This window comes from Kitasatospora sp. NPDC096140, assembly GCF_040303045.1.
Taxonomy (GTDB): domain Bacteria; phylum Actinomycetota; class Actinomycetes; order Streptomycetales; family Streptomycetaceae; genus Kitasatospora.
The window spans coordinates 109,717-131,367 of the sequence record NZ_JBEOUW010000026.1 but is presented as its reverse complement, the minus strand read 5'-3'; the positions used below and the strand labels follow the sequence as shown (position 1 = coordinate 131,367).

At 74.1% G+C, this 21,651-nt stretch carries 20 protein-coding genes and 1 tRNA gene; 14 read left to right on the top strand and 7 right to left on the bottom strand.

All coding sequences use genetic code 11. From position 1 onward, the window contains the following. Positions 1 to 163: 163 nt before the first annotated feature. Positions 164 to 874 (top strand): TetR family transcriptional regulator, encoded by a 711-nt coding sequence (locus tag ABT048_RS25860; protein WP_350523874.1) that lies wholly within the window; start codon positions 164 to 166, stop codon positions 872 to 874. Between the two features lie 180 nt (positions 875 to 1,054). Further along, the gene (locus ABT048_RS25855) at positions 1,055 to 1,771 is read left to right on the top strand and encodes a DUF2278 family protein (protein ID WP_350523873.1); all 717 of its coding nucleotides are present in this window, start codon (positions 1,055 to 1,057) and stop codon (positions 1,769 to 1,771) included. Between the two features lie 142 nt (positions 1,772 to 1,913). Here ABT048_RS25855 and ABT048_RS25850 read toward each other — a convergent pair. Further along, a tRNA-Leu gene (locus ABT048_RS25850) sits at positions 1,914 to 1,998 on the bottom strand. Positions 1,999 to 2,289: 291 nt separating this feature from the next. Here ABT048_RS25850 and ABT048_RS25845 point away from each other — a divergent pair. The 3 genes from ABT048_RS25845 (at position 2,290) to ABT048_RS25835 (ending at position 5,286) form a co-directional block, all read left to right on the top strand. Next, on the top strand, positions 2,290 to 3,621 hold the full coding sequence (locus ABT048_RS25845) for a M20/M25/M40 family metallo-hydrolase (RefSeq protein WP_350523872.1): 1,332 nt from the start codon (positions 2,290 to 2,292) through the stop codon (positions 3,619 to 3,621). A gap of 272 nt (positions 3,622 to 3,893) precedes the next feature. After that, on the top strand, positions 3,894 to 4,133 hold the full coding sequence (locus ABT048_RS25840) for a chaplin (RefSeq protein WP_350523871.1): 240 nt from the start codon (positions 3,894 to 3,896) through the stop codon (positions 4,131 to 4,133). Between the two features lie 298 nt (positions 4,134 to 4,431). Continuing rightward, positions 4,432 to 5,286 (top strand): chaplin, encoded by an 855-nt coding sequence (locus tag ABT048_RS25835; RefSeq protein WP_350523870.1) that lies wholly within the window; start codon positions 4,432 to 4,434, stop codon positions 5,284 to 5,286. Between the two features lie 151 nt (positions 5,287 to 5,437). On the opposite strand, the gene ABT048_RS25830 is transcribed toward ABT048_RS25835, so the two are convergent. Further along, positions 5,438 to 5,647, bottom strand: a complete 210-nt coding sequence (locus ABT048_RS25830) for a DUF5703 family protein (RefSeq protein ID WP_037901221.1) — start codon at positions 5,645 to 5,647, stop codon at positions 5,438 to 5,440. 363 nt (positions 5,648 to 6,010) lie between these two features. On the opposite strand from ABT048_RS25830, the gene ABT048_RS25825 reads away from it, so the two are divergent. After that, positions 6,011 to 6,616 (top strand): hypothetical protein, encoded by a 606-nt coding sequence (locus ABT048_RS25825; protein WP_350523869.1) that lies wholly within the window; start codon positions 6,011 to 6,013, stop codon positions 6,614 to 6,616. A 142-nt stretch (positions 6,617 to 6,758) separates the two neighbouring features. On the opposite strand, the gene ABT048_RS25820 is transcribed toward ABT048_RS25825, so the two are convergent. Continuing rightward, entirely contained in the window at positions 6,759 to 8,960 is a 2,202-nt protein-coding gene (locus ABT048_RS25820; protein ID WP_350523868.1) for a helix-hairpin-helix domain-containing protein, read from the bottom strand. Positions 8,961 to 9,019: 59 nt separating this feature from the next. After that, positions 9,020 to 10,000 (bottom strand): aldo/keto reductase, encoded by a 981-nt coding sequence (locus ABT048_RS25815; protein ID WP_350523867.1) that lies wholly within the window; start codon positions 9,998 to 10,000, stop codon positions 9,020 to 9,022. Positions 10,001 to 10,251: 251 nt separating this feature from the next. Between ABT048_RS25815 and ABT048_RS25810 the strand changes: the two genes are divergently transcribed. Then, positions 10,252 to 11,298 carry an LLM class F420-dependent oxidoreductase gene (locus ABT048_RS25810; RefSeq protein ID WP_350523866.1) on the top strand — a complete coding sequence of 349 codons (1,047 nt, stop codon included), beginning with the start codon at positions 10,252 to 10,254 and terminating at the stop codon, positions 11,296 to 11,298. A gap of 65 nt (positions 11,299 to 11,363) precedes the next feature. Here ABT048_RS25810 and ABT048_RS25805 read toward each other — a convergent pair whose 3' ends face one another. Beyond that, positions 11,364 to 12,344 carry a magnesium and cobalt transport protein CorA gene (locus ABT048_RS25805; protein WP_350523865.1) on the bottom strand — a complete coding sequence of 327 codons (981 nt, stop codon included), beginning with the start codon at positions 12,342 to 12,344 and terminating at the stop codon, positions 11,364 to 11,366. Positions 12,345 to 12,626: 282 nt separating this feature from the next. Here ABT048_RS25805 and ABT048_RS25800 point away from each other — a divergent pair, with 282 nt between their 5' ends. The 6 genes from ABT048_RS25800 to mshC all read left to right on the top strand — a co-directional run bounded on the left by ABT048_RS25800 (position 12,627) and on the right by mshC (position 18,423). Continuing rightward, the gene (locus ABT048_RS25800; RefSeq protein WP_350523864.1) at positions 12,627 to 13,319 is read left to right on the top strand and encodes a histidine phosphatase family protein; all 693 of its coding nucleotides are present in this window, start codon (positions 12,627 to 12,629) and stop codon (positions 13,317 to 13,319) included. A 219-nt stretch (positions 13,320 to 13,538) separates the two neighbouring features. Next, a complete protein-coding gene (locus ABT048_RS25795) occupies positions 13,539 to 14,111 on the top strand; it encodes a DUF3090 family protein (RefSeq protein ID WP_350523863.1) in 573 nt (190 codons plus the stop codon). A 44-nt stretch (positions 14,112 to 14,155) separates the two neighbouring features. Then, positions 14,156 to 14,953 carry an SCO1664 family protein gene (locus ABT048_RS25790; RefSeq protein WP_350523882.1) on the top strand — a complete coding sequence of 266 codons (798 nt, stop codon included), beginning with the start codon at positions 14,156 to 14,158 and terminating at the stop codon, positions 14,951 to 14,953. A gap of 134 nt (positions 14,954 to 15,087) precedes the next feature. After that, positions 15,088 to 16,017, top strand: coding sequence for a helix-turn-helix transcriptional regulator (locus tag ABT048_RS25785; RefSeq protein ID WP_350523862.1), 930 nt, complete (start codon positions 15,088 to 15,090; stop codon positions 16,015 to 16,017). A gap of 122 nt (positions 16,018 to 16,139) precedes the next feature. After that, positions 16,140 to 16,976: a dioxygenase family protein gene (locus tag ABT048_RS25780; RefSeq protein WP_350523861.1), complete on the top strand. Its 837-nt coding sequence runs from the start codon at positions 16,140 to 16,142 to the stop codon at positions 16,974 to 16,976. 217 nt (positions 16,977 to 17,193) lie between these two features. Continuing rightward, positions 17,194 to 18,423 carry a cysteine--1-D-myo-inosityl 2-amino-2-deoxy-alpha-D-glucopyranoside ligase gene (gene mshC, locus ABT048_RS25775; RefSeq protein ID WP_350523860.1) on the top strand — a complete coding sequence of 410 codons (1,230 nt, stop codon included), beginning with the start codon at positions 17,194 to 17,196 and terminating at the stop codon, positions 18,421 to 18,423. 82 nt (positions 18,424 to 18,505) lie between these two features. Here the strand turns inward: mshC and ABT048_RS25770 are convergent, their stop codons facing one another. After that, positions 18,506 to 19,459: a PAC2 family protein gene (locus ABT048_RS25770; protein ID WP_350523859.1), complete on the bottom strand. Its 954-nt coding sequence runs from the start codon at positions 19,457 to 19,459 to the stop codon at positions 18,506 to 18,508. A 356-nt stretch (positions 19,460 to 19,815) separates the two neighbouring features. On the opposite strand from ABT048_RS25770, the gene ABT048_RS25765 reads away from it, so the two are divergent. After that, on the top strand, positions 19,816 to 20,337 hold the full coding sequence (locus ABT048_RS25765) for an SRPBCC family protein (RefSeq protein ID WP_350523858.1): 522 nt from the start codon (positions 19,816 to 19,818) through the stop codon (positions 20,335 to 20,337). A 108-nt stretch (positions 20,338 to 20,445) separates the two neighbouring features. Here the strand turns inward: ABT048_RS25765 and ABT048_RS25760 are convergent, their stop codons facing one another. Continuing rightward, a complete protein-coding gene (locus ABT048_RS25760; protein ID WP_402809498.1) occupies positions 20,446 to 21,537 on the bottom strand; it encodes a glycoside hydrolase family 18 protein in 1,092 nt (363 codons plus the stop codon). Positions 21,538 to 21,651 lie beyond the last annotated feature (114 nt).

The window sequence follows — 21,651 nt, the reverse complement described above, 5'->3', positions numbered from 1 at the left end:
GTGGTCGACGGTGGCGCGCTCGGTGACGTGGCCGCCGGTCGCCGTGGTGGCCTCGCGGTGGTAGCCGAGGTCCATCGCGGTGGTCTGGTCGGTGTCGGCGCCCGGGCGGTGCGCCGGTGTTAGGTTGCCGAGAATGAGCGAGAAGGAAGAGCAGGACCTGCCCATGAACGACGGGCCCGCCAAGCCCGCGATGCGCGAGGCGCTGGTCGCCGCGGCCTTCGAGCTCTTCCTGGAGCGCGGCTTCGAGCAGACCACCATCGACGACATCGTCTCGCTGGCCGGAGTCGGCCGGCGCTCCTTCTTCCGGTACTTCCCGGCGAAGGAGGACGTGGTCTTCCCCGACCACGAGCGCAGCCTCGCCGAGATGACGGAGTTCCTGGAGTCCGGCAACGGCGAGGAGGACCCGGTCAAGCACGCCTGCGACGCCGCCCGCCTGGTCCTGCGGATGTACGCCGAGCAGCCCTCCTTCTCCGTCCAGCGCTACCGGCTGACCCGCAAGGTGCCCGGCCTGCGGGCGTACGAGCTGTCGGTGGTCTGGCGCTACGAGCACACCCTCGCGGCCTACCTGCGCGGCCGCTTCGGCGACCGCCCGGACGGCCCGCTGCGCGCGGACGTGATCGCCGCGGCCGTCGTCGCCGCGCACAACCACGCCCTGCGCACCTGGCTGCGCACGGGCGGGGAGAGCGACTGGGTGGCCGAGGTGGACGCGGTGATGGCCTTCGTCACCGGCACCTGGAGCGACCGCCCGTCCGAGAGCGGCGGCGAGGGCGAGTCCGACGAGGTCGTGGTGCTGGTCGCCAGCCGGCGGGCGCCGCTGTGGCGGATGGTCCAGGGCATCGAGAGCGCCCTGGGCGGAGACACCCGCCAGGTCTGACCGGCGGGCCCGACCTGCGGGCTGGGGCGCCGGGCGGGGGTACCGGGCTGTCAACGTTCGGTGAGCCCGGAACCCCTTCGGGGGACGGGAAGTGAACTTCCGTCGATTCACGGGTGGTTGCGCCACCGCATGCGCCATAACGGAGAGGTCCCTGCTCCACCGACTCCGAGGACCCCACCGATGCCGATCAGCAACTACGGCGTGCTCGCCGCCACCGCCGTCGACCGGCGCCGCGAGGGCGGCGCCGACACCCCGCACTACCAGATCCACCTGCGCGACGGTCAGGGCGCCGACTACCGCGCGGCGGTCAACGTCCTCTCCCAGCAGGCCCCCTCGGACCTGCTCTACATCGTCGTCGAGGACTTCCGGCACCCCGTCACCGAACTCCTCCCGCCGGCCGGCAGCGGCTGGAACGCGCTGCCCTCCCGGCCGGACACGGCGAGCCTGGACTTCGTCCGCGGGCACCTGTTCGACCCCGCCGCGATGCGCGTCCTGCCGCCCGACGCCCCGGGGGCGGACAACGACCTCGCGGACCTGCTCGACCACCACGTCCAGCAGGCGATCGCCGGCCCGGCCGCCGCCCTCTACGTCTTCGGCCAGCGCTTCGGCCCCGAACCCACCGTCCCCGACAAGGTGTTCGGCTTCCTCCCGGGAAACGGCGTCCACGACATCCACATGAACCAGGGCAACAGCGGCCGGTTCAGGACCGACGACGGCGTCCGGCAGGACGGCGGCCTCCTGATCCACCTGCCCGCCCGGAACCGCTGGACCGCGATCTTCCTCGCCTTCCAGTCGCAGTCCTGGCACACCGACGACCGCACCGGCCACACGATCCCCGCCCGGACGCCCGTCCCGAAGCCCACCCGGCACCACCAGCCCGCCGACCGGCAGCCCTGAGGCGGGCGGGCTCCGGGCGCGGGGCACCGGAACCACCGGGTGCCCTGATGCCCCGGAGCCTTGCAGCCCCGGAGTTCCGGAGCCGGCCTTGCAGCCTCGGGAAAACAAAAGGAACCCCAGACGAATCTGGGGTTCCTGTCGGTGTCCGAGGGGGGACTTGAACCCCCACGCCCGATAAAGGGCACTAGCACCTCAAGCTAGCGCGTCTGCCATTCCGCCACCCGGACTAGGTGTCGTCCTCGCGGCTTCCGATCTCTCGTCCGTCGCGCTGACAGATGTAACTGTAGCAAAGATCGGCTTGGGCTCCCAAAACGGTTCCCGGCCGGGGCGCGCGGCGGGTGGCGGGAGCAAGGGCCGGCGTGTGGCGGGGGCGTGACCAGGGGGTTTCGGGGGCGTGCGGGGGGTGGATCCGGCCCGGGGGCTGGGGGAGGATGGGCGGACGTGCTCGTACGGCCCGGGTGCAGGTCCTGGGGGTGGCGCGCTGGTGCGTCGGTGCGGGCCAGAGACGAGGAGTGACCGTGAGCGAGCGGAGCGAGTCGGCGGCGCCGAAGGTGACGGCTGAGTCGGAGGTCGCCGGGATCTGTCGCGATCTGATCCGGATCGACACCAGCAACTACGGGGACGGCTCCGGCCCGGGCGAGCGCAAGGCGGCCGAGTACGTGGCCGAGCAGCTCGCCGAGTTCGGACTCGAACCGAAGATCTTCGAGTCGGCCAAGGGCCGCGCCTCGACGGTGGTGCGGATCGAGGGTGAGGACCGTTCCCGCCCTGGCCTGCTGATCCACGGCCACACCGACGTGGTGCCGGCCAACGCCGCGGACTGGACGTACGACCCGTTCGGCGGCGAGATCGCCGACGGCTGCGTCTGGGGCCGCGGCGCGGTCGACATGAAGGACATGGACGCGATGACCCTGGCGGTCGTCCGCGACCGGCTGCGCACCGGGCGCAAGCCCCCGCGCGACATCGTGCTGGCCTTCCTCGCCGACGAGGAGGCCGGCGGCACGTACGGGGCGCGCTACCTGGTGGACAAGCACCCGGGGCTGTTCGAGGGCGTGACCGAGGCGATCGGCGAGGTCGGCGGCTTCTCCTTCACGGTCAACGACCAGGTCCGCCTCTACCTGGTGGAGACGGCCGAGAAGGGCATGCACTGGATGCGCCTGACGGTCGAGGGCCGGGCCGGCCACGGCTCGATGGAGAACGACGACAACGCGATCACCGAGCTGTGCGAGGCGGTCGCCCGGCTCGGCCGGCACCAGTTCCCGCTGCGGATCACCAAGACCGTCCGGGCCTTCCTGGACGAGCTGTCGGACGCCCTCGGGGTCGAGCTGGACCCGGAGAACATGGACGAGACGCTGCGCGTCCTCGGCGGCATCGCCAAGATGATCGGCACCACGCTGCGCAACACCGCCCAGCCGACCATGCTCGGCGCCGGGTACAAGGTCAACGTGATCCCCGGTCAGGCCACCGCGCACGTGGACGGCCGCTTCCTGCCCGGCTACGAGGAGGAGTTCCTGGCCGAGCTGGACAGCGTGCTCGGCCCGCGCGTGAAGCGCGAGAGCCTGCACTCGGACAAGGCGATCGAGACCGGCTTCGACGGAGCGCTGGTCGAGGCGATGCAGACCGCGCTGCGCGCGGAGGACCCGATCGCCCGCGCGGTGCCGTACTGCCTGTCGGGCGGGACGGACGCCAAGTCCTTCCAGGACCTGGGGATCCGCTGCTTCGGCTTCGCGCCGCTGCAGCTGCCGCCGGAGCTGGACTTCGCCGGGATGTTCCACGGCGTGGACGAGCGGGTGCCGGTGGACGGCCTGAAGTTCGGCGTCCGGGTGCTCGACCGGTTCATCGACGCCTGCTGACCGGTTCGCCGTCGCCCGCTGATCAGGCGACTGGGTCGGCCCGCTCCCGGGGTTCCGGGAGCGGGCCGACCGCATTGTCGGAGCTGATGATTGTGGGACGGGTTCGGGGAGATCGACAGAAACGATTCCTCCCGGAATCCCAAGCCGATTGTTTGTGCGAGACCTCACCGTTGCGGGTGAATGGGAATCCTGTTCCGTACCCCGTTTGCCGCAGCGTCGTTCATCCCTGTGCAGCCCGCCGAACGGGTTGCGTTGTCCATACAGGAGGAATGATGAAGGTCAACAAGAAGATCGCCGCCGTCGCCGCCGCCACCGGTGGCCTGGTGCTCGCCGCCGCCGGTGTCGCGTCCGCACACGCGGGTGCCGAGGGTGTGGCCGCCGGTTCCCCGGGCGTCGTCTCCGGCAACCAGATCCAGATCCCGGTTCACGTCCCGGTGAACGTCTGCGGCAACACCGTCAGCGTGATCGGCGTGCTGAACCCGGCGTTCGGCAACCACTGCGCCAACATCTGAGTCGACCTCCGGGCCGCTGAGGCCCGTTGAGAGGACTCGACCCGGCCCCCGGGCGGCGGACGCGCCGCACCGGGGGCGTTCGCGTGCGCGGCGCGCGTCCGCCGGGCCGTGATACAGGTCGGCGACACGATCGCTCGATCGGGTGAAGCTGCAGCGTTCGGCCCAACCTCACCGTTCGCCCCTCGTTAACTCCTGTGCAGTCGAAGACCCTGCGTGATTTACGGATAGGCAAAAATTCCGACTTTCATAAGGTTCACGTCAAGGTCAAAACCTCGTCTCGAAAACGTCAGGGGAAAACATGAGGAATGTAGCCAAGAAGGGGATCCTCACGGCCGTGGCCACCGGCAGTGTGCTGGCCTCGACCGCCGGCTACGCCTACGCGGGCGCCGAGGCGCAGGGGGGTGCCGTCGGATCACCCGGCGTCGCCTCGGGCAACTCGGTGCAGGTGCCGGTCGAGGTGCCGATCAACGCCTGCGGCAACACGGTCGACATCATCGGTGCGCTGAACCCGTCGTTCGGCAACCGGTGCGCCAACGCGAGCGGCGGCCGCCACGCGGCCCCCCAGGGCAGCCAGTCCGGCCAGTCCGGCCATGCCGGCTCCGGTACGGCCGGCTCCGGCACCGCGGGCTCCGGTGCCGGCGGGAGCCGGGGCACCACCGCCTCGGGCGCCTCGGCCTCCGGCGTCGCCGCGGGCTCGCCGGGCGTCGCCTCCGGCAACAGCATCCAGGCCCCCGTGCACGTCCCGGTCAACGCCTGCGGCAACTCCGTCAACGTGGTCGGCGTCGCCAACCCGGCCTTCGGCAACGAGTGCGGCAACGTGGCCCGGCCCGCGCCGGCCCCCGCGCCGAAGCCGAGCGACGACTGCCCGCCGGAGATCAGCCACCCGACCCCGCCGAAGACCGGTGGCGAGACCACCCCGGGCATCCCCCGCACCGGTGGCCCGTCCACCCCGCCGGCCACCACCGCCCCGGGCACCCAGGCCGTCCCGGCCGCCTCCCGGACGACGGCCCCGGCTGCCACGCCGAGCGCCCCGGTCGACAGCCAGCTGGCCTCCACCGGCGCCGGCGGCGTCGAACTGCTCGGCGCGGCCGGCCTGGCGCTGCTGCTCGGCGGCGGCGTGCTCTACCGCCGCGCCCGCGCCGGGGCCCGCTGACCCCTCGCAGCCGCGGGCCCGCGCGTCGTCGTGGACGACGACGCGCACCCACCGTGGAGAACGACGCACCCGCGGTCGCCGGATGAACGGGCGGCCGCGGGTGCGTGAAGGCTTCGTGCCGGTGATCGCTCGGGGCGGAGCGACCCGCCCGTCACCAGTTCCGGACCTGGCGGATGATCCTGCGCTTGAGCCGGACCGTCCGGCTGCCGTCGGGGAACAGCCTCAGTCGGTCGAGCTCCCAGTGCCCGTACTCGGCGTGCTCGGTGAGCAGTTGGCGGGCCGCGTTGCGCGTGGTGCCGCGCGGCATGCGCAGCGACTGGTACTCGTACTCCGGCTGCCGGACCGGCTTGCGTGGGGTCAAAACGCTCCTCCTGGGGATCACCTTCGGGCAAGCCTACGGCCTGCCCCGGACAGTCGGCCCGGATATTTCCGGCCGTCCTCCTGCGCGGGAGCGGCGCCCCGACGGCCCGCGGCCCGGACAGCCGACTGACAGTGCATCAGTTCTGTTGCTGCTGTGGAGGGGATACCCCGATCCCGGCGTGCGAAGCGGTACGCGGACGGCCCCGCCCGACCTGCTGCGCGCCCTCTGCGCCGGTCCCGCGCCGCTTCCGCAGGGGGACGTACCCGTGCAGATCGGACATCAGGGGGGAAGTTGCGGTGAAATCGCGGGTGTAGGTGACAACCGCTGTGCGTACCGACACCGCGGGGAGATAGCGTCTGCACCATGTCTGATGCCGCGCAGCCCACCATTGCCGAGGTACGCGCCGCCGCTGAGGCGGTCAAGGCCGCCATCGACCGTCATCTGGAAGCGGTGTCAAGCCCCAACACCTCCGACGATCCCGCCGTGTCCGCTGCCTACGAGCAGCTCGCGACGGCGGCCATCGCCTACGACCAGCTCCTGTACGAGGCCTACGACGAGGTCACGCCCTTCGAGATCCCCGGGGACGAGGGTCCCGGCGGGTACCACGGCCCCGAACAGCCCGAGGCGATCAGCGTGTTGATCCGCCGCGACTACCACGTCGTCGACCCCAAGCGGTTGCGCGCCCAGGCCGAGCGGCTGGACGAGTCGCTGACCCCGGGCGGCGCCGGCGCGGGCGGGGTGAACGCCGCGATCGGCGTGCTGTTCGGCGAGTACGAGCCGGACGAGATCGCCGCGCGCAGCGAGGAGTTCGGTCTGGAGGAGGCGGACTCGACGCTCTGGGTCGCGGCGGCCGAGCCGACCGAGCCGGGGGAGTGGCTGCCGGAGCCCTTCGAACACGCCGACCCGCAGCTGCTGATCTGCCGGTTCGACGTGAGCGAGGTCTACGACGACGAGGACCCGGACGACTGACGGAGTCCGGGACGGACGACGGGCGGGCCCCACACCTGGGGCCCGCCCGTCGCATGTCCGCCGCGCGGCGCGGCCACCGCCCGGCGCCGCTGCGGCTCAACGGCTACGGCAGGGCGCCGCTGCGGCTCGGCGCGGCGACGGCTCAGTACGCCGAGGCGGCGTTCTCGGCGAGGACCGCCCGCAGCCGGGTGGTGCGCGGCTGCGCCGGGCGCTCGGCCACGGCCTGGGCGAGCGCCGGGCCCGCCGCGTGCACCACGGACAGGTGCCGCTCGCCGCGGCCGAAGGCGGTGTAGACCCACTGCCGGGTGAGCCCCGGAGCGGCGTCCTCCGGGAGCACGACCACCACGCCCGGCCAACGGCGGCCGAGTGCCTGGTGGACCGTCAGTGCCCAGCCGTGCCGCAGCCGGGCGACCTCGGCGGGCGGGACGGTGCGGCGCGAGCCGTCCGCGTACTCCAGGTGCAGGCCGGTGGCGTCGCCGTCCAGCACCCGGGCGGGGTGGGTGATGCCGGGCGCCGGTGAGTCGACCACCCGGTCGCCCGGGTCGAAGCCGCGGAACCGGCCGGGGCCGGGGTTCAGCCGCGCCTTGGCGGCGGCGTTCAGCACCCGGGTGCCGGCCGCACCGCCGTGGCCGGGCGTGAGCAGCACCACCTGCTCGGCGGGGATGCCGAGCGCGCGCGGGATGGAGTCGGTGAGCAGCTGGACGGCACGGTGGACGGCCTCGCCGGCGTCCTTGGCGGTCAGGAGGACCACCTCCTTGTCCGGCGCGTCGACCTGCTGGAGCTCGCCGATGCCGACACCGGAGACCAGCTCGCCGATCGGGCCGAAGTCCGGCGTGCGGGAGGCGACCGCCGGGCAGGCCTTGGTGGCCAGCAGGTCGGCGAAGAAGCGGCCGGGGCCGGCCGACCAGAGCTGGTTCGGGTCCCCGCTGAGGACCAGTCGGGTGCCGTCGGCGAGCGCCTCCAGGACGGTCGCGGCCAGTTCGACGCCCAGCAGCGGGGCGTCCAGGACGACCAGCAGGTCCAGGGCGAGCATGCCGTCCGGGGCGCGGCCGGGGCCGGCGCTGCCGGAGAGCAGGTCGGCCAGGGTGACCACGGCGGTCCCGGCGCCGGTGTCGGCCCCGGTGTCGGCCTCGGCCCCGGCCCCGCAGAGCGCGGCGAAGGAGTCCCGGCCCTGGTCGGTCCAGGTGGCGGCCCAGGCCCGCAGCCCGAGGCCCCGTGCGGCGGCGATCAGCGCGGCCGGTTCGGCGCGGGCCGCCTCGCCGCCGGTGTGCAGCACCAGGGCGCTGTCGGCGACGGCGCGGATCAGGGCGGTCGCGGAGGAGGACGGCGCGGCCTCGGCGGCGGCCTCCCAGGCGGCCGGGCCGGGAGCGGCGGCGGGTGCGGCGCTGCCCGGGGCCTCGGAGTCCTCGGCCTCGCCGGCGTCGCCCCCCTCACCGGACTCCGGCTCCGCCTCCGGGTCGGTGTCCGCGGCATCGGCCGCCGGGTCGACGTCCTCGCCGGGAACGAAGGTCGCCATCAGCTGGACCAGGCCCTCGGCGAGGGAGTCCTCCGCCATGGCCAGCCGCTCCAGCGCGAGCAGCGTCCGGGTCGGCGGCTCGTCGTCCTCGCCGCCGGCCGCGTGCGCCTCGGCCCCGGTCAGCTCCTCCTGGGAGGGCAGCACCCGACCGTCCTCGACGGCACTCCCGATGGCTGCCGCCGGGTCCGGCATCCGGAGCCGTTCGAGCCCGGCGGCCACCTCGGTCAGTTCCAGGGCCGAGTGCCCGCGCAGCGCCGCCTGCTCCAGCAGCCACGGCACCAGCGCCTGGGCGCGGCGCTCGTCACCCGGCCCGGAGTCGGGGCCGAGCAGCCCGCGGGCGAAGCCGTCCGCGTGCTCGGGGCGGACGCCGGGCAGGTCCAGCACCGCCCACGGGTTGGTGCGCAGCCGCTCGGCGGCGTCCTCGCCGAACTCGGCCAGGGCGGCCGCCGCCAGCTCGGCGGGGGCACCGCCGGCGGTCAGCACCGCGGTGACCTCCTGGAGTGCGTCGCCGCGGGGCCCGTCGGGGGCTGCGGCGGTCGCACCGGTCGGGGCGCCCGCCGCAGCCGGCGGGGCCTGCTCGGCCGGCTCCGCCCTCCGCGGTGCCGGAGCCGGTGCCGGAGCCTGCATCGGTGCCGAAGCCGGTGCCGAAGCCGGAGCCGGTGCGGCAGCCCCCGGAGCCGGAGCCGGTGCGGCAGCCCTCGGGGCCGGGCCCCCGGCCCCCTGCCGTTCGACCGCGCGGATCCGCTCCGCCAGCTCGGCCAGCTCCGCCGCCTTGTCGGCCGGAGTCGCCGTGGTCTCCGCCGGAGCGCCGTTCCCCGTGTCACTCATCGTCGTCCGCTCCAAAGGTCACTCCACTGCACGTTCCGCTCGACGATCCGGCCCGGGCTTCACAGCTCGGTCCACCCCTGGTCCGGGTAGCGGTGCACGGGCGACGAGATGTCGTCCAGCGCGCCGCGGATCTCACCCGGAAGCGTAAGCTCCTCCACCGACAGCGCCGCCTGCAGCTGTGCCACCGTCCGTGCCCCGACCAGCGCGCTCGCCACTCCGGGCCGGTCCCGGACCCAGGCCAGGGCGACCGCCAGCGGGCTGCTGGCGAGCCCGTCGGCAGCGGTGGCGAGGGCGTCCACGATCCGCCGCGAGCGGTCCCCGAGGTACGGCTGGACGAAGCCGGCCAGGTACGGCGAGGCGCCGCGCGAGTCCTGCGGGACTCCGTGCCGGTACTTGCCGGTGAGCACGCCGCGGCCGAGCGGCGAGCCGGCCAGCACCCCGGTCCCGGCGTCCAGCGCGGCGGGCAGCGCCTCCCGTTCGATGCCGCGCTGCAGCAGCGAGTACTCCAGCTGCGCCGCGGCCAGCGGCACCCGTCCGTGGTGGGCGCGCTGCCAGGTGGCGGCCCGGGCGAGCTGCCAGCCGCTGAAGTCGCAGACCCCGACGTAGCGGGCGCGCCCGGAGGAGACGGCGATGTCGAGCGCGCTGAGCGTCTCCTCGACCGGGGTCGTCGGGTCGAAGGAGTGCACCTGCCAGAGGTCGACGTAGTCGGTGCCGAGGCGGTGCAGCGAGGCGTCCAGGGCGGCGAGCAGGTGGCCGCGCGAGCAGTCGAAGCGGCGGGCGGAGTCGGGGACGCTGCCGGCCTTGGTGGCGATGACCAGTTCGGAGCGCGGGACCAGGTTGTCGGTGAGCCGGGAGATCAGGTACTCGGCGCCGCCGTCGGCGTACACGTCGGCGGTGTCGACCAGGTTGCCGCCGGCCTCGACGAACTCCTTGAGCTGCTCGGCGGCCTCGTGCTCGTCGGTGTCGCGGCCCCAGGTCATGGTGCCGAGGCCGAGCCGGGAGACCTGCAGGCCGGTGCGGCCGAGGTGACGCTGTTCCATCGGACGGGCCCTCCACTGGCCGGTGGCCCCGGGCGTTCCGGCAGCCCTGAAAACGCGCAGGTGGGGAGTGCGCTCCCCACGTCGGCTGAGCGTAGCGGCCGGTGCGCGGACAGGTGCGAAGACCCGCAGAACGATCACCGCCGGCGGCGGCCGGGGAAGTGTGACCCGGGCCACCACTACTCGTCAGTAGCATGTCCGGCGCGGGCGCGGTTACCCTCGGCCCGACCCCAACCCACTGGAAGGTGCGGCAGATGCGACTCGGGATCAACCTCGGCTACTGGGGACTCGGCATGGACGCCGACAACATCGCCGTCGCCCAGGAGGCGGACCGGCTCGGCTACGCGGTCTGCTGGGCGGCGGAGGCGTACGGCTCGGACGCCGCCACCGTGCTCAGCTACGTCGCCGCGAAGACGGAGCGGATCGACGTCGGCTCGGCCATCTTCCAGATCCCGGCCCGCACCCCGGCCATGACGGCGATGACCGCTGCGACCCTGGACACCCTCTCCGGCGGCCGGTTCCGCCTCGGCCTCGGCGTCTCCGGCCCGCAGGTGTCCGAGGGCTGGTACGGGGTGAAGTTCGACAAGCCGCTGGCCCGCACCCGCGAGTACGTGGAGATCATCCGCAAGGCGATGTCCCGCGAGCGCCTGGTCCACGAGGGCGCGCACTGGACCCTGCCGCTGCCCGGCGGCCCGGGCAAGCCGATCAAGCTCACCGTGCACCCGGTGCGCGAGCACGTCCCGCTGTACATCGCCGCGATCGGCCCGAAGAACCTGGAGCTGACCGGCGAGATCGCCGACGGTTGGCTCGGCATCTTCTTCTCGCCCGAGCACGCCGCGATGTCCCTCGACCCGCTGACGGCCGGCCGCGCCAAGGCCGGGAAGACGCTGGACGGCTTCGACCTCTGCCCGACCGTCAACCTCGCGGTCGGCGAGGACGTCAAGGCCGGGGTCGACGCCCTGCGCTCGTACGCCGCGCTCTACATCGGCGGCATGGGCAGCAAGGAGAAGAACTTCTACAACCAGCTGACCCGGCGGATGGGGTACGAGCAGGCCGCCGACGAGATCCAGGAGAAGTACCTGGCCAAGGACTACGCGGCCGCCGCGGCCGCCGTCCCGCACGACCTGGTGGACGCCACCTCGCTGATCGGCGACACCGCCCGGATCGCCGACCGGATGCAGGCCTACGCCGACGCGGGCGTCACCACGCTCACCCTGGCCCCCGCCGGGTTCACCCTGGACGAGCGGATCCGGGCGCTGCGCACCGGTGTCGAGGCCCTGGAGCGCGCCGGACTGGCCTGAGGCGCCGGGGTGCGGGCCCGGCCGTACCCGTTCGCGGACCTGCGGCACCGGGGGAGCAGGCGGCGCTACAGCCAGTCGTGCCGCTTGAACACCCGGTGCAGCACCAGGCAGACCACGGCCATCAGCACCAGCACCGCCGGGTAGCCCCAGACCTGGTGCAGTTCCGGCATGTCGTCGAAGTTCATCCCGTAGATGCCCGCGATCATCGTCGGCACGGCGGCCAGCGCCGCCCAGGCGGAGATCTTCCGCATGTCGTTGTTCTGCTGCACGCTGACCTGCGCCAGGTTGGCGTTGAGGATGTCGGACAGCAGCCGGTCCATGCCGTCCACCTGGTCGTTCACCCGGGCCAGGTGGTCGGCGACGTCCCGCAGGTAGGGCGCCGTCTCCGGGCGGACGAAGCGGGCGCCGCGCTCCAGCGTCAGCATCGGCTCCAGCAGCGGGCCGGTGGCGCGGCGCACGGACATCACCTGGCGCTTGTAGCCGTAGATCCGCCCGGCGGTGTCGCGGCCGACCCGGCCGGGGGAGAAGATGTCCGCCTCCAGCTCGTCCAGGTCGACCTGCAGGGCGGTGGCCACGTCCACGTAGCCGTCCACGATGGTGTCGCAGACCGAGTGCAGCACCGAGCTGGGGCCGTAGCGCAGCAGCTCGGGGTCCTGTTCCAGCTGGGTCCGCAGGCCGCCGAGCGGGGAGTCCTGGCCGTGCCGGACGGTCATCACGAAGTCGGGGCCGAGGAAGACCATCACCTCGCCGACCGTGACGACGTGTGCGCCGGGGGCGTAGCCGAGGGTCTTCATGGTGACGAACAGCGAGCCCTGGTAGGCCTCGACCTTGGGGCGCTGGTGGGCCCGGACGGCGTCCTCGACGGCCAGCGGGTGCAGCGCGAACTCCTTGCCGACGTGGTCGAGTTCCTCGGCGGTCGGTTCGAAGAGGCCTATCCAGACGAAGCCGTCCGGACCGGCCGCGCGGGCGGCGGCGAGCGCGCCGGCCAGGTCGTCGGGAGCCTCGATCCGGCGGCCGTCGCAGTAGGCGGCGCAGTGGACGATCATGCGGGCCATTGTCACCCGACCGGGGCCGTGGGGCACCGATCCGGCCCGGAATCGGGACGGAAGCGGGACGGAAGCCCGGGCGGAGGCGGGGCGGAGGCGGGGCGCGACCGGAGCGGATCCGGGGTGGGGCCCGGCGCGCGACCGGGCAGGATCCCGGGGCCGGTCCGGGAAGGATCCCGGGGCGGGGCGCCACCGTGCGGGCCCGCCGGAGCCGGGGCCGGGCGGGTAACCGGACGGTAACCGGCCCCCACGGCCGGGCCCGGAGGCCGTAGGCTGAACCCCATGCCCACCCTGCTGCTCGTCCGTCACGGCCGCTCCACCGCGAACACCGCCGGGATCCTGGCCGGTTGGACCCCCGGCGTGGATCTCGACGACACCGGGCGCGCGCAGGCCGCCGCACTGGCCGACCGCCTGGCCGGCATCCCGCTGGCACAGGCCGTCAGCAGCCCGCTGGAGCGCTGTCGGCAGACCCTGGAGCCGCTGCTGGCCGCCCGGCCCGAGCTGGGCGCGCCGGCCACGGACGAGCGGCTGGGCGAGTGCCACTACGGGGAGTGGACCGGCCGTCCGCTGGCCGAGCTGGCCAAGGAGCCCCTCTGGCGCACCGTCCAGGACCACGCCGCCGCCGCGGCCTTCCCCGGCGGGGAGTCGCTGCGCGAGCTGAGCCACCGTACGGTGAGCGCGGTCCGCGAGTGGAACGGGAAGATCGCCGCCGAGCACGGCGAGGACGCGGTCTGGATCGCCTGTTCGCACGGTGACGTGATCAAGGCGGTGGTGGCCGACGCGCTCGGCCTGCACCTGGACCACTTCCAGCGGATCAGCGTCGAGCCCTGCTCGGTCACCGCGATCCGCTACACCCCGCAGCGCCCCTTCGTGCTGAGGATGGGTGACACCGGCGACCTCGCCTCGCTGGCGCCGAGGACCGGCCCGGCACCGGCCGCCCCGGCCGGCGACGCGGTGGTCGGCGGCACCGCCTGAGTCCCGCCGCCCGCTGCGGTACGGGTGCGCCGGTCCACGGCGCAAGCCCGCGGCACCCGTCCGGGCGGCACCGCCCGGGCCCGCGCGTGCCACACCATCCGCGGCCGTCGGCTCGGCTCCCCGGCCGGAGCCCGAAGGTCGTAGGGTGACATACGAGTCCGAACACCCGCGATCCCCCACGGCGGATCCGCGCCGACCGACACGATCCGGAGCGAGAGCGTGACCCGTCAGGTCTTCTTCTACGACCAGCCCGAACGGTTCGTGGCCGGCACCGTCGGCCAGCCCGGCGCCAGGGCGTTCTACCTGCAGGCCAGCGCCCGGGGCCGGATCACCAGCGTGCTGCTGGAGAAGACCCAGGTCGCGGCGCTCGCCGAGCGCATCGAGGAGGTCCTGGACGAGGCACTGCGGCGCAGCGGCGGCGACGCCTCCATCCCGGCCGCCGCCCCGAAGGACCTGCTCGACACCGCCCCGCTCGACCTGCCGCTGGAGCAGGAGTTCCGGGTCGGCACGATGGCCCTGGCCTGGGACAGCGTGGACAGCTGCCTGGTGGTCGAGGCGCAGGCGCTGGTGGAGGAGGAAGAAGAGGAGGAGGACGCCGCGGCCGCGGTGTTCACCGACGACGACACCGGCCCGGACATGCTGCGGGTGCGGCTGACCGGCGCGATGGCCCGGGTGTTCGCCAAGCGCGCGCTGGACCTGGTCGCGGCCGGCCGCAAGCCCTGCCCGTTCTGCAACCTGCCGCTCGACCCGGAGGGCCACCTGTGCCCGCGCGCGAACGGCTACCGGCGCTGAACACCGACACCCCGCCGCAGGCGGACCCGGCGGCCGCCGCCGCGCTGGCCGCCGACGTGCCCACCGCCCTCGCGCTGCTGCGCCAGGGCGAGCTGACCGTGCACGGCCGGCTCACCGAGGCCTCCAACGCCGCGCTGTACTGCACGGTCGCGCACGGCTCGCTGAGCGCGCAGGCCGTCTACAAGCCGGTGGCCGGCGAGCGCCCGCTCTGGGACTTCCCGGACGGCACGCTGGCCGGCCGTGAGGTCGCCGCGTACGAGCTGTCCGCCGCGACCGGCTGGGCGCTGATCCCGCCCACGGTGCTGCGCGACGGCCCGCACGGGCCCGGCATGGTGCAGCTGTGGGTCGAGCCGGATCCCGGGGCCGAGCCGCTGCTCGCGCTGCAGGACCCGCGCGGCCCGGAGGAGGGCTGGCTGCCGATCGTCCGGGCCGAGGTCGAGGGCGGGCGCACCGCGCTGCTGGTGCACCACGACGACCGGCGGCTGCGCCGGCTCGCCGTGCTGGACGCGGTGCTCAACAACGCCGACCGCAAGGGCGGTCACCTGATCCCGGCCGCCGACGGCCGGGTGTACGGCATCGACCACGGCGTCACCTTCAACACCGAGGGCAAGCTGCGCACCCTGCTCTGGGGCTGGGCGGGGGACCCGCTGCCCGTCGAGGCGCTGGAGGTGCTGACCCGGCTGGCCGAGCTGCTGGACGGTGAGCTCGCCGAGCGCCTCGCCCCGCACCTGACGGGGGCGGAGCTGGACGCCACCCGGGCCCGGGTGGCCGAACTGCGCGGCTCCGGCCGCCATCCGCTGCCGTCGGAGGACTGGCCCGCGATCCCCTGGCCCCCGGTGTAGTCGGCCCCCTGGCGCGCCCGGCGCGCCCGGCTTCCCGTGCGCCCGCCCGGCCCCGGGGGTGCGGTCCCCGCGGGTTCGGCGGTCCCGGACGGATGGTCTGGACCTGTCCCCGGAACAGGTCGCACACTGCTCCGATGGACGCGCGACGGACCACCCCCACCCCCCGCAGCACGCCGGACCTGCCGTTGCACCGCCTGCAGGTCCCGCTGCCCCAGCTGCTCCCCTTCGCCATCGGCAGCTTCGACACGATCGGCCCGCTCTCCCGGGCGGGCTTCCCCCACCGGCACTCGTTCCACGAGATCGTCCACGTCACCGGCGGGCGCGGCGCCCACGTCCTGGACCTCGTCCACCGGCCGCTGGCGCCACCGCAGTTGTGCGTGATCACCCCAGGCCAGGTGCACTACTGGGCGGACACCGAGGAACTCACCGGCCGGGTCCTGCTGTTCAACGAGGACTTCCTGCTCGGCCACCCGCAGGACCTCGCCGCCCTGCGGGCCCTGGCCACCCGCCCCGCCCTCGCGCTCGGCGCGCACGCCGACACGATCGGCGCCCTGTTCGCCGACATGGAGCACGAGTACCTGACCGGGGCGCCCGGCTACCAGGGCGTGCTGCGGGCCAGTCTGCACATCCTGATCGTCCGGGCGCTGCGCGCCTGCGCCCCGGCCGACCGCCCCAGGCTGCCCGGCCGGCCCGCCGAAGTGGCCGCCGCCTTCACCCGGTTGATCGCCGAGCCGGGCGGGGTGCGGCGCTCGGTGGTTTCCACGGCCCAGGAACTCGGCGTCTCCCCGGGGCACTTGCAGACCCTGGTGAAGCAGGCCACCGGCCGGACCCCGGGCGGGCTGATCCGCCACCAGCAGACCCTGGAGGCCAAACGGCTGCTCGCCTGCACGGATCTGACGATACGTCAGGTGGCCAAGGAGGCGGGATTCGCGGACCCGGCGTACTTCTGTCGCTTCTTCCGCCGGGAGACCGGGATGACGCCGGGGGAGTTCCGGTCCCGGGTCGACGGAAATCACCACGATCCCCGGATCACGTCCATCGCGGCCGCGCCGGACGGCCCGTAACTTTGCTGCTGGCCACCGGTGGCCGGCCCGGTGTGTGCGGGCGGGCGACCGGCCCGGTCCTTGTCATGCCCCCACCATGGCAAGGGCCGCCCCCACCCCCGCCCCACGACAGGGAGACGGCGATGAGCGTGCCCGACGGCATGATCAGCCGCAAGACCGTACTGAAGGCCGCCGCCGCGCTCGGGGCCGCCCCGCTGCTGATCGGCGGCGGGGTCGCACTGGCCCGCGAGCAGGTCGGCACCGGCCGGACCCCGGAGCTCACCCCCGACTGCCACGACGGCGACGACCCCACGATCGAACAGACCGAGGGCCCCTACTTCAAGCCCGACTCCCCGCTGCGCAGCTCGATGGTCAACGACGGCCCCGGCACCCGGCTGGTCGTCAGCGGCTACGTCTTCGGCCTCGCCTGCCGGCCCGTCCCCGGCGTGCTGCTGGACTTCTGGCAGGCCGACGACAACGGCGCGTACGACAACGTCGGCTACACCTTCCGCGGCCACCAGTTCACCGACGCCAACGGCGCGTACCGGCTGGACACCATCGTGCCCGGCCTCTACCCGGGCCGGACCCGGCACCTCCACGTCAAGCTCCAGGCCCCCGGCCGCCCGGTCGTCACCACCCAGCTGTACTTCCCGGGCGAGCCGCGCAACAGCACCGACACCATCTACGACGCCCGGCTGCTGATGAACGTCCGGCAGAACGGCAACGTCCGCGAGGGCAGCTACGACTTCGTGCTGAACGTGCCGCAGGCCCCCGGCACGCCGAGCCCGACGCCCACGCCCACCGCCACCCCCACCGGCACGCCCACCACGCCGCCGGGCGGCAGCTGGGCGCCGGGCGCCTCCTACCGCGCGGGCGACCGCGTCACCTACTCCGGCGTCTCCTACGTCTGCCTCCAGGCGCACACCGCCATGGTCGGCTGGGAACCGCCGAACGTACCGGCCCTCTGGCAGCGGTCGTAGCGGCTCCGGCCGCGTTCCCCGGGGAGCCGGGCGCCCGGTCGGCGGCAGGGCCGGCCGGGCGCTCACCCGTGCCGGAGACGGGTCGGCGGGCTCCGGAAGCGGTCGAGAACCCGTGCACTACCAGTCGAGAACCGGTCAGGCAACGGCATGAAGCGAAACCAGTCGATCTTGCGCACTGGTTAGGCTTTCAAATGTTCGCAAGGTTAAAGTTGTTTCCATGCATGCCTGGCCCGCCTCCGAGGTTCCCGCCCTGCCTGGTCAGGGTCACCCCCTCCGCATCCACGACACCGCAGCGGGTACGGTCCGGGAGGTCGTGCCGCAGGACGGCACCGCCCGGATCTACGTCTGCGGCATCACCCCCTACGACGCGACCCACATGGGCCACGCCGCCACCTACAACGCGTTCGACCTGGTGCAGCGCGTCTGGAAGGACGCCGGCCACGACGTCCTGTACATCCAGAACGTGACCGACGTGGACGACCCGCTGCTGCAGCGCGCGGTCGAGACCGGCCAGGACTGGGTGGCCCTGGCCGAGCGCGAGACCGCGCTGTTCCGCGAGGACATGACCGCGCTCCGCCTGCTCCCGCCGGCCCACTACATCGGCGCCGTCGAGTCCATCCCGTGGATCGTCCCGATCGTCCAGAAGCTGCTGGCCTCCGGCGCCGCGTACGAGGTCGACGGCGACATCTACTTCTCGGTCGACGCCGACCCGCACTTCGGCGAGGTCTCCGGCCTCACCCGCGAGGCCATGCGCCCGGTCTTCGCCGAGCGCGGCGGCGACCCGGACCGCCCCGGCAAGCGCAACCCGCTGGACGCCCTGCTCTGGATGGCCGCCCGCCCCGGCGAGCCCGCCTGGGACACCGAGCTCGGCCACGGCCGCCCCGGCTGGCACATCGAGTGCGTCGCCATCGCGCTGCAGTACCTCGGCATGTCCTTCGACATCCAGGGCGGCGGCAGCGACCTCTCCTTCCCGCACCACGAGATGGGCGCCTCGCACGCCCAGGTCGCCACCGGCACCCACCCGTACGCCAAGGCGTACGTGCACGCCGGCATGGTGGCCCTGGACGGCCAGAAGATGTCCAAGTCCCGCGGCAACCTGGTCTTCGTCTCGGCGCTGCGCCGCGAGGGCGTCGACCCGGCGGCGATCCGCCTGGCGCTGCTCTCGCACCACTACCGCGCCGACTGGGAGTGGACCAAGGACGTCCTGGACGAGGCCGTCGAGCGCCTCGCCCGCTGGCGCGCCGCCGTCTCCCGGCCGGACGGCCCGGCGGCCGAGCAGCTGCTCGCCGAGGTCCGCACAGCCCTCGCGAACGACCTGGACGCGCCCGCCGCGCTGGCCGCGGTCGACCGCTGGGCCGAGCAGCAGGAGGCCGAGGGCGGCACCGACATCGGCGCGCCCGGCCTGGTGACCCGCACCGTGGACGCCCTGCTCGGCGTCGCCCTGTAGTACGGCGCCGCAAGAATTCCGCACCACACGCCGGAGGGGCGTCAGGACGTTCGGTCCTGACGCCCCTCCGGCGTTGCGGTGACTACTCCTCCTCGGAGCCGTCCTGGCTCTCCCGGGCCGGGCCCGGCGCCTCCGGCTCGGCGGGCCGCTCCGCCGTGGCGTGCCCGGACACCGGCTTCTCGCCGGTCGGCCCGACGTTCTCCCGGCGGCGCAGGTAGCGCTCGAACTCGCGGGCGATGGCGTCCCCGGAGGCCTCCGGCAGCTCCGCGGTGTCCTGCGCCTCCTCCAGCTGCTGGACGTACTCGGAGACCTCGCTGTCCTCGGCGGCCAGCTGGTCCACGCCCAGCTGCCAGGCCCGGGCGTCCTCGCCGAGCTCGCCCGGCGGGATGCGCAGGTCCAGCAGGTCCTCCAGCTTGTTGATCAGGGCCAGCGTGGCCTTGGGGTTCGGCGGCTGCGAGACGTAGTGCGGCACGGCCGCCCAGAGCGTCACGGCCGGGACCCCGGCGTGCGTGCAGGCCTCCTGGAGCACGCCGACGATGCCGGTCGGACCCTCGTAGCGGCTCTCCTCCAGGTCCAGCCGACGGGCCAGATCCGGGTCGGAGGTGACCCCGCTGACCGGCACCGGGCGGCTGTGCGGGGTGTCACCGAGCAGCGCGCCCAGGATCACCACCAGCTCGACGCCCAGCTCGTGCGCGAAGCCCAGCAGCTCGTTGCAGAACGAGCGCCAGCGCATGCTCGGCTCGATGCCGCGGACCAGCACGACGTCCCGGGTCGTCGGCTCCGTCACCCGGATCACCGAGAGCCGGGTGGTCGGCCAGGTGATCCGGCGGATGCCGCCGTCCATCCAGACGGTGGGCCGGTTGACCTGGAAGTCGTAGTAGTCCTCCGCGTCCAGGGCGGCGAACACCTTGCCGCCCCATGTCTCGTCCAGGTGCGCCAGGGCCGCGGACGCGGCGTCGCCCGCGTCGTTCCAGCCCTCGAAGGCGCAGACCATCACCGGGTCGATCAACTCGGGAACATCTTCCAACTCGATCACCCAGCGTCTCCCTCCGGTCGGCGGCGGAGTCGGCACCGCCCCGGCTGGTCTGCCGGGGCGCCGACGGGCCGGCTGCCGACTGTCGAACCTCTCGTCTCCCATGGAACGCCTCGCCCCATGGTCCCTACCTGCCCAGCCTACGGGCTTTGATGCGCACCGCGGCCGGGCACCGGGACAGTCTGGGGGAGCCGGCCGCCCCGATCCAGCGGATATCGGCACCCCGCGGGCTGACGGCCCGTCAGGCGCGGATCGGGCGCGGACCGGGCCCGCCCGGTGGCGCAGCGCGACGGGCGTGCCGCGGCGGCCCGGCGGCGCGATGATGAACAGGCGGGGACCGGGCGGAAGGGGCCGGACCGATGAACCGATGGCTGTGGATCGGCGCGGGCGCGGGCGCCGCCGCGCTGGCGGGCGCCGTGCTGCTGGCGGCGGACCGGGCCGGCCGCCGACTGCCGGTGGAGCACGTCACCGAGGGCGGACTCGAACTCTCCCAGCCGCCCGGCGCGGTCTGGGACGTGCTCACCGACATCGACCTCTACCCGGCCTGGCGCCCGGGCCTCACCCACGTCGAGCGGCTGCCCGCCGCGGCCGGCGGCCGTGTGCGCTGGCGCGAGTACGACCGGCACGGGCACACCACGTACGAGGTGGTGGCCAGCGAGGCCCCGCACCGCCTGGTCACCGGCATCGCCGACCCGGACCTGCCGTACGGCGGCACCTGGACGTACGTGCTCACCCCGGTGGGGCCGGGCTGCTCGCTGACCGTGACCGAGCGCGGCGAGGTCCGCCTGCCGCTGTACCGGGCCGTCTCGCACTACGTGACCGGCGAGGACGCGACCGTGCACCGCTACCTGGGCGCGCTGGCCCACCGGCTCGCCCCCTGAGCCGGGGCCGCCGGCCGGCCCTCGCCGGACGGGGTGGCGCCGAGCGGGTCGGCGCCGCGTGCGCCGCCGCCGGGCGGGCCGCCGCCGGGTGCGCCGCCGCCGGGCGGGCTAGACGTTCACCCAGCCGCGCCGGTACGCCGCCCAGTTCTCGGGCGTCGAGGCGAAGTCGACGTAGAGCGCGACCCCGAAGTTCGGCCGCCGCAGGTCCTGCCGGCCCAGGCCCAGCCGGACGCCGCGGACGGCCGCGTCGACGGTCTCGGCGCGGCCCCAGTGGCCCCACTTGTCGTCCCAGTAGAACGGCAGGCCGATCAGCAGGTCCACGTCGGCCGGGGTGGCCTGCAGGGCGAGTTCGGTCTGCTGGGCGACGTAGCCGCCGTAGAGCGGCTCGGTCGGCATCGAGGTGTCGTAGGTCATCACGGCGATCTGGTCGACCCGGCGGGCGGTCGCGGCGAAGTACGCCTGGTCCCACCACTTGCCGTGGTCGGTGAGCAGGATCCCGGCCGTGTGCAGGTCCGGGACCGGGTCGATCTGCGGGGCCGCCACCGAGAGCTTCGCGCCGCGCGCCGCGGTGACCGGGCGGACCTGGTCGAGCAGGGCCAGCCAGCCGGCCGAACCGGGGCGGATCGGCTCCATGTCGAAGTGCACGCCGTCGAAGCCGAGGTCCAGCACCTGGCCGGCGGAGGCGGTGACCCGGTCCCGGGTCGCGGCGTCCTCCAGGTCCATGGCGTCCTTCTCCGGCTTGACCTCGTCACCCAGCCAGCCCTGCAGCCGCACGCCGGGCAGCGCCCGGTGCACGGCGTCGGTGAACCAGCGGGCCTGCGGGTGGACGGCGGGCGGCAGCGAGCCGTCGTGCTCCAGCGGGCCGGTGTGCACGTACAGGTCGCGAATGCCGGTCCCGGCAAGTTGCCGCGCGAGGGCCTCGACGTCGGCCTCGCTCTTGCGGCCGTCCACCCAGGCGTGGCCGAGCCAGACCGCGTCCCGCCCCCGGGTGCGGGCTTCGGGGGCCGGGTCACCCGCATAGTGCAGTCGGATGGAGATGAACAACGAGCCCAGCGCGGCGACCGGCACGGCCACCACCAGCGCCAGGACCAGCAGGGCCCGGCGCCACCGGGACCACCGTCGCCAGCGGTCGCGCAGCGCCCGGAACGGGGCCGCCAGGGCCTTGCCGGTTTGCCGCAGCACCGTCCTGATCTTCGTCACGCGGTTGCTCCCCCCTTGCGGTCGAGCGCTCAGGATACGAAACGGGTCGGCGCGCCGACCGGTCGGCCGGATACGCTGGCCACGTGCGTCCCCGAGCAAGCGGGGGTGCAAAGC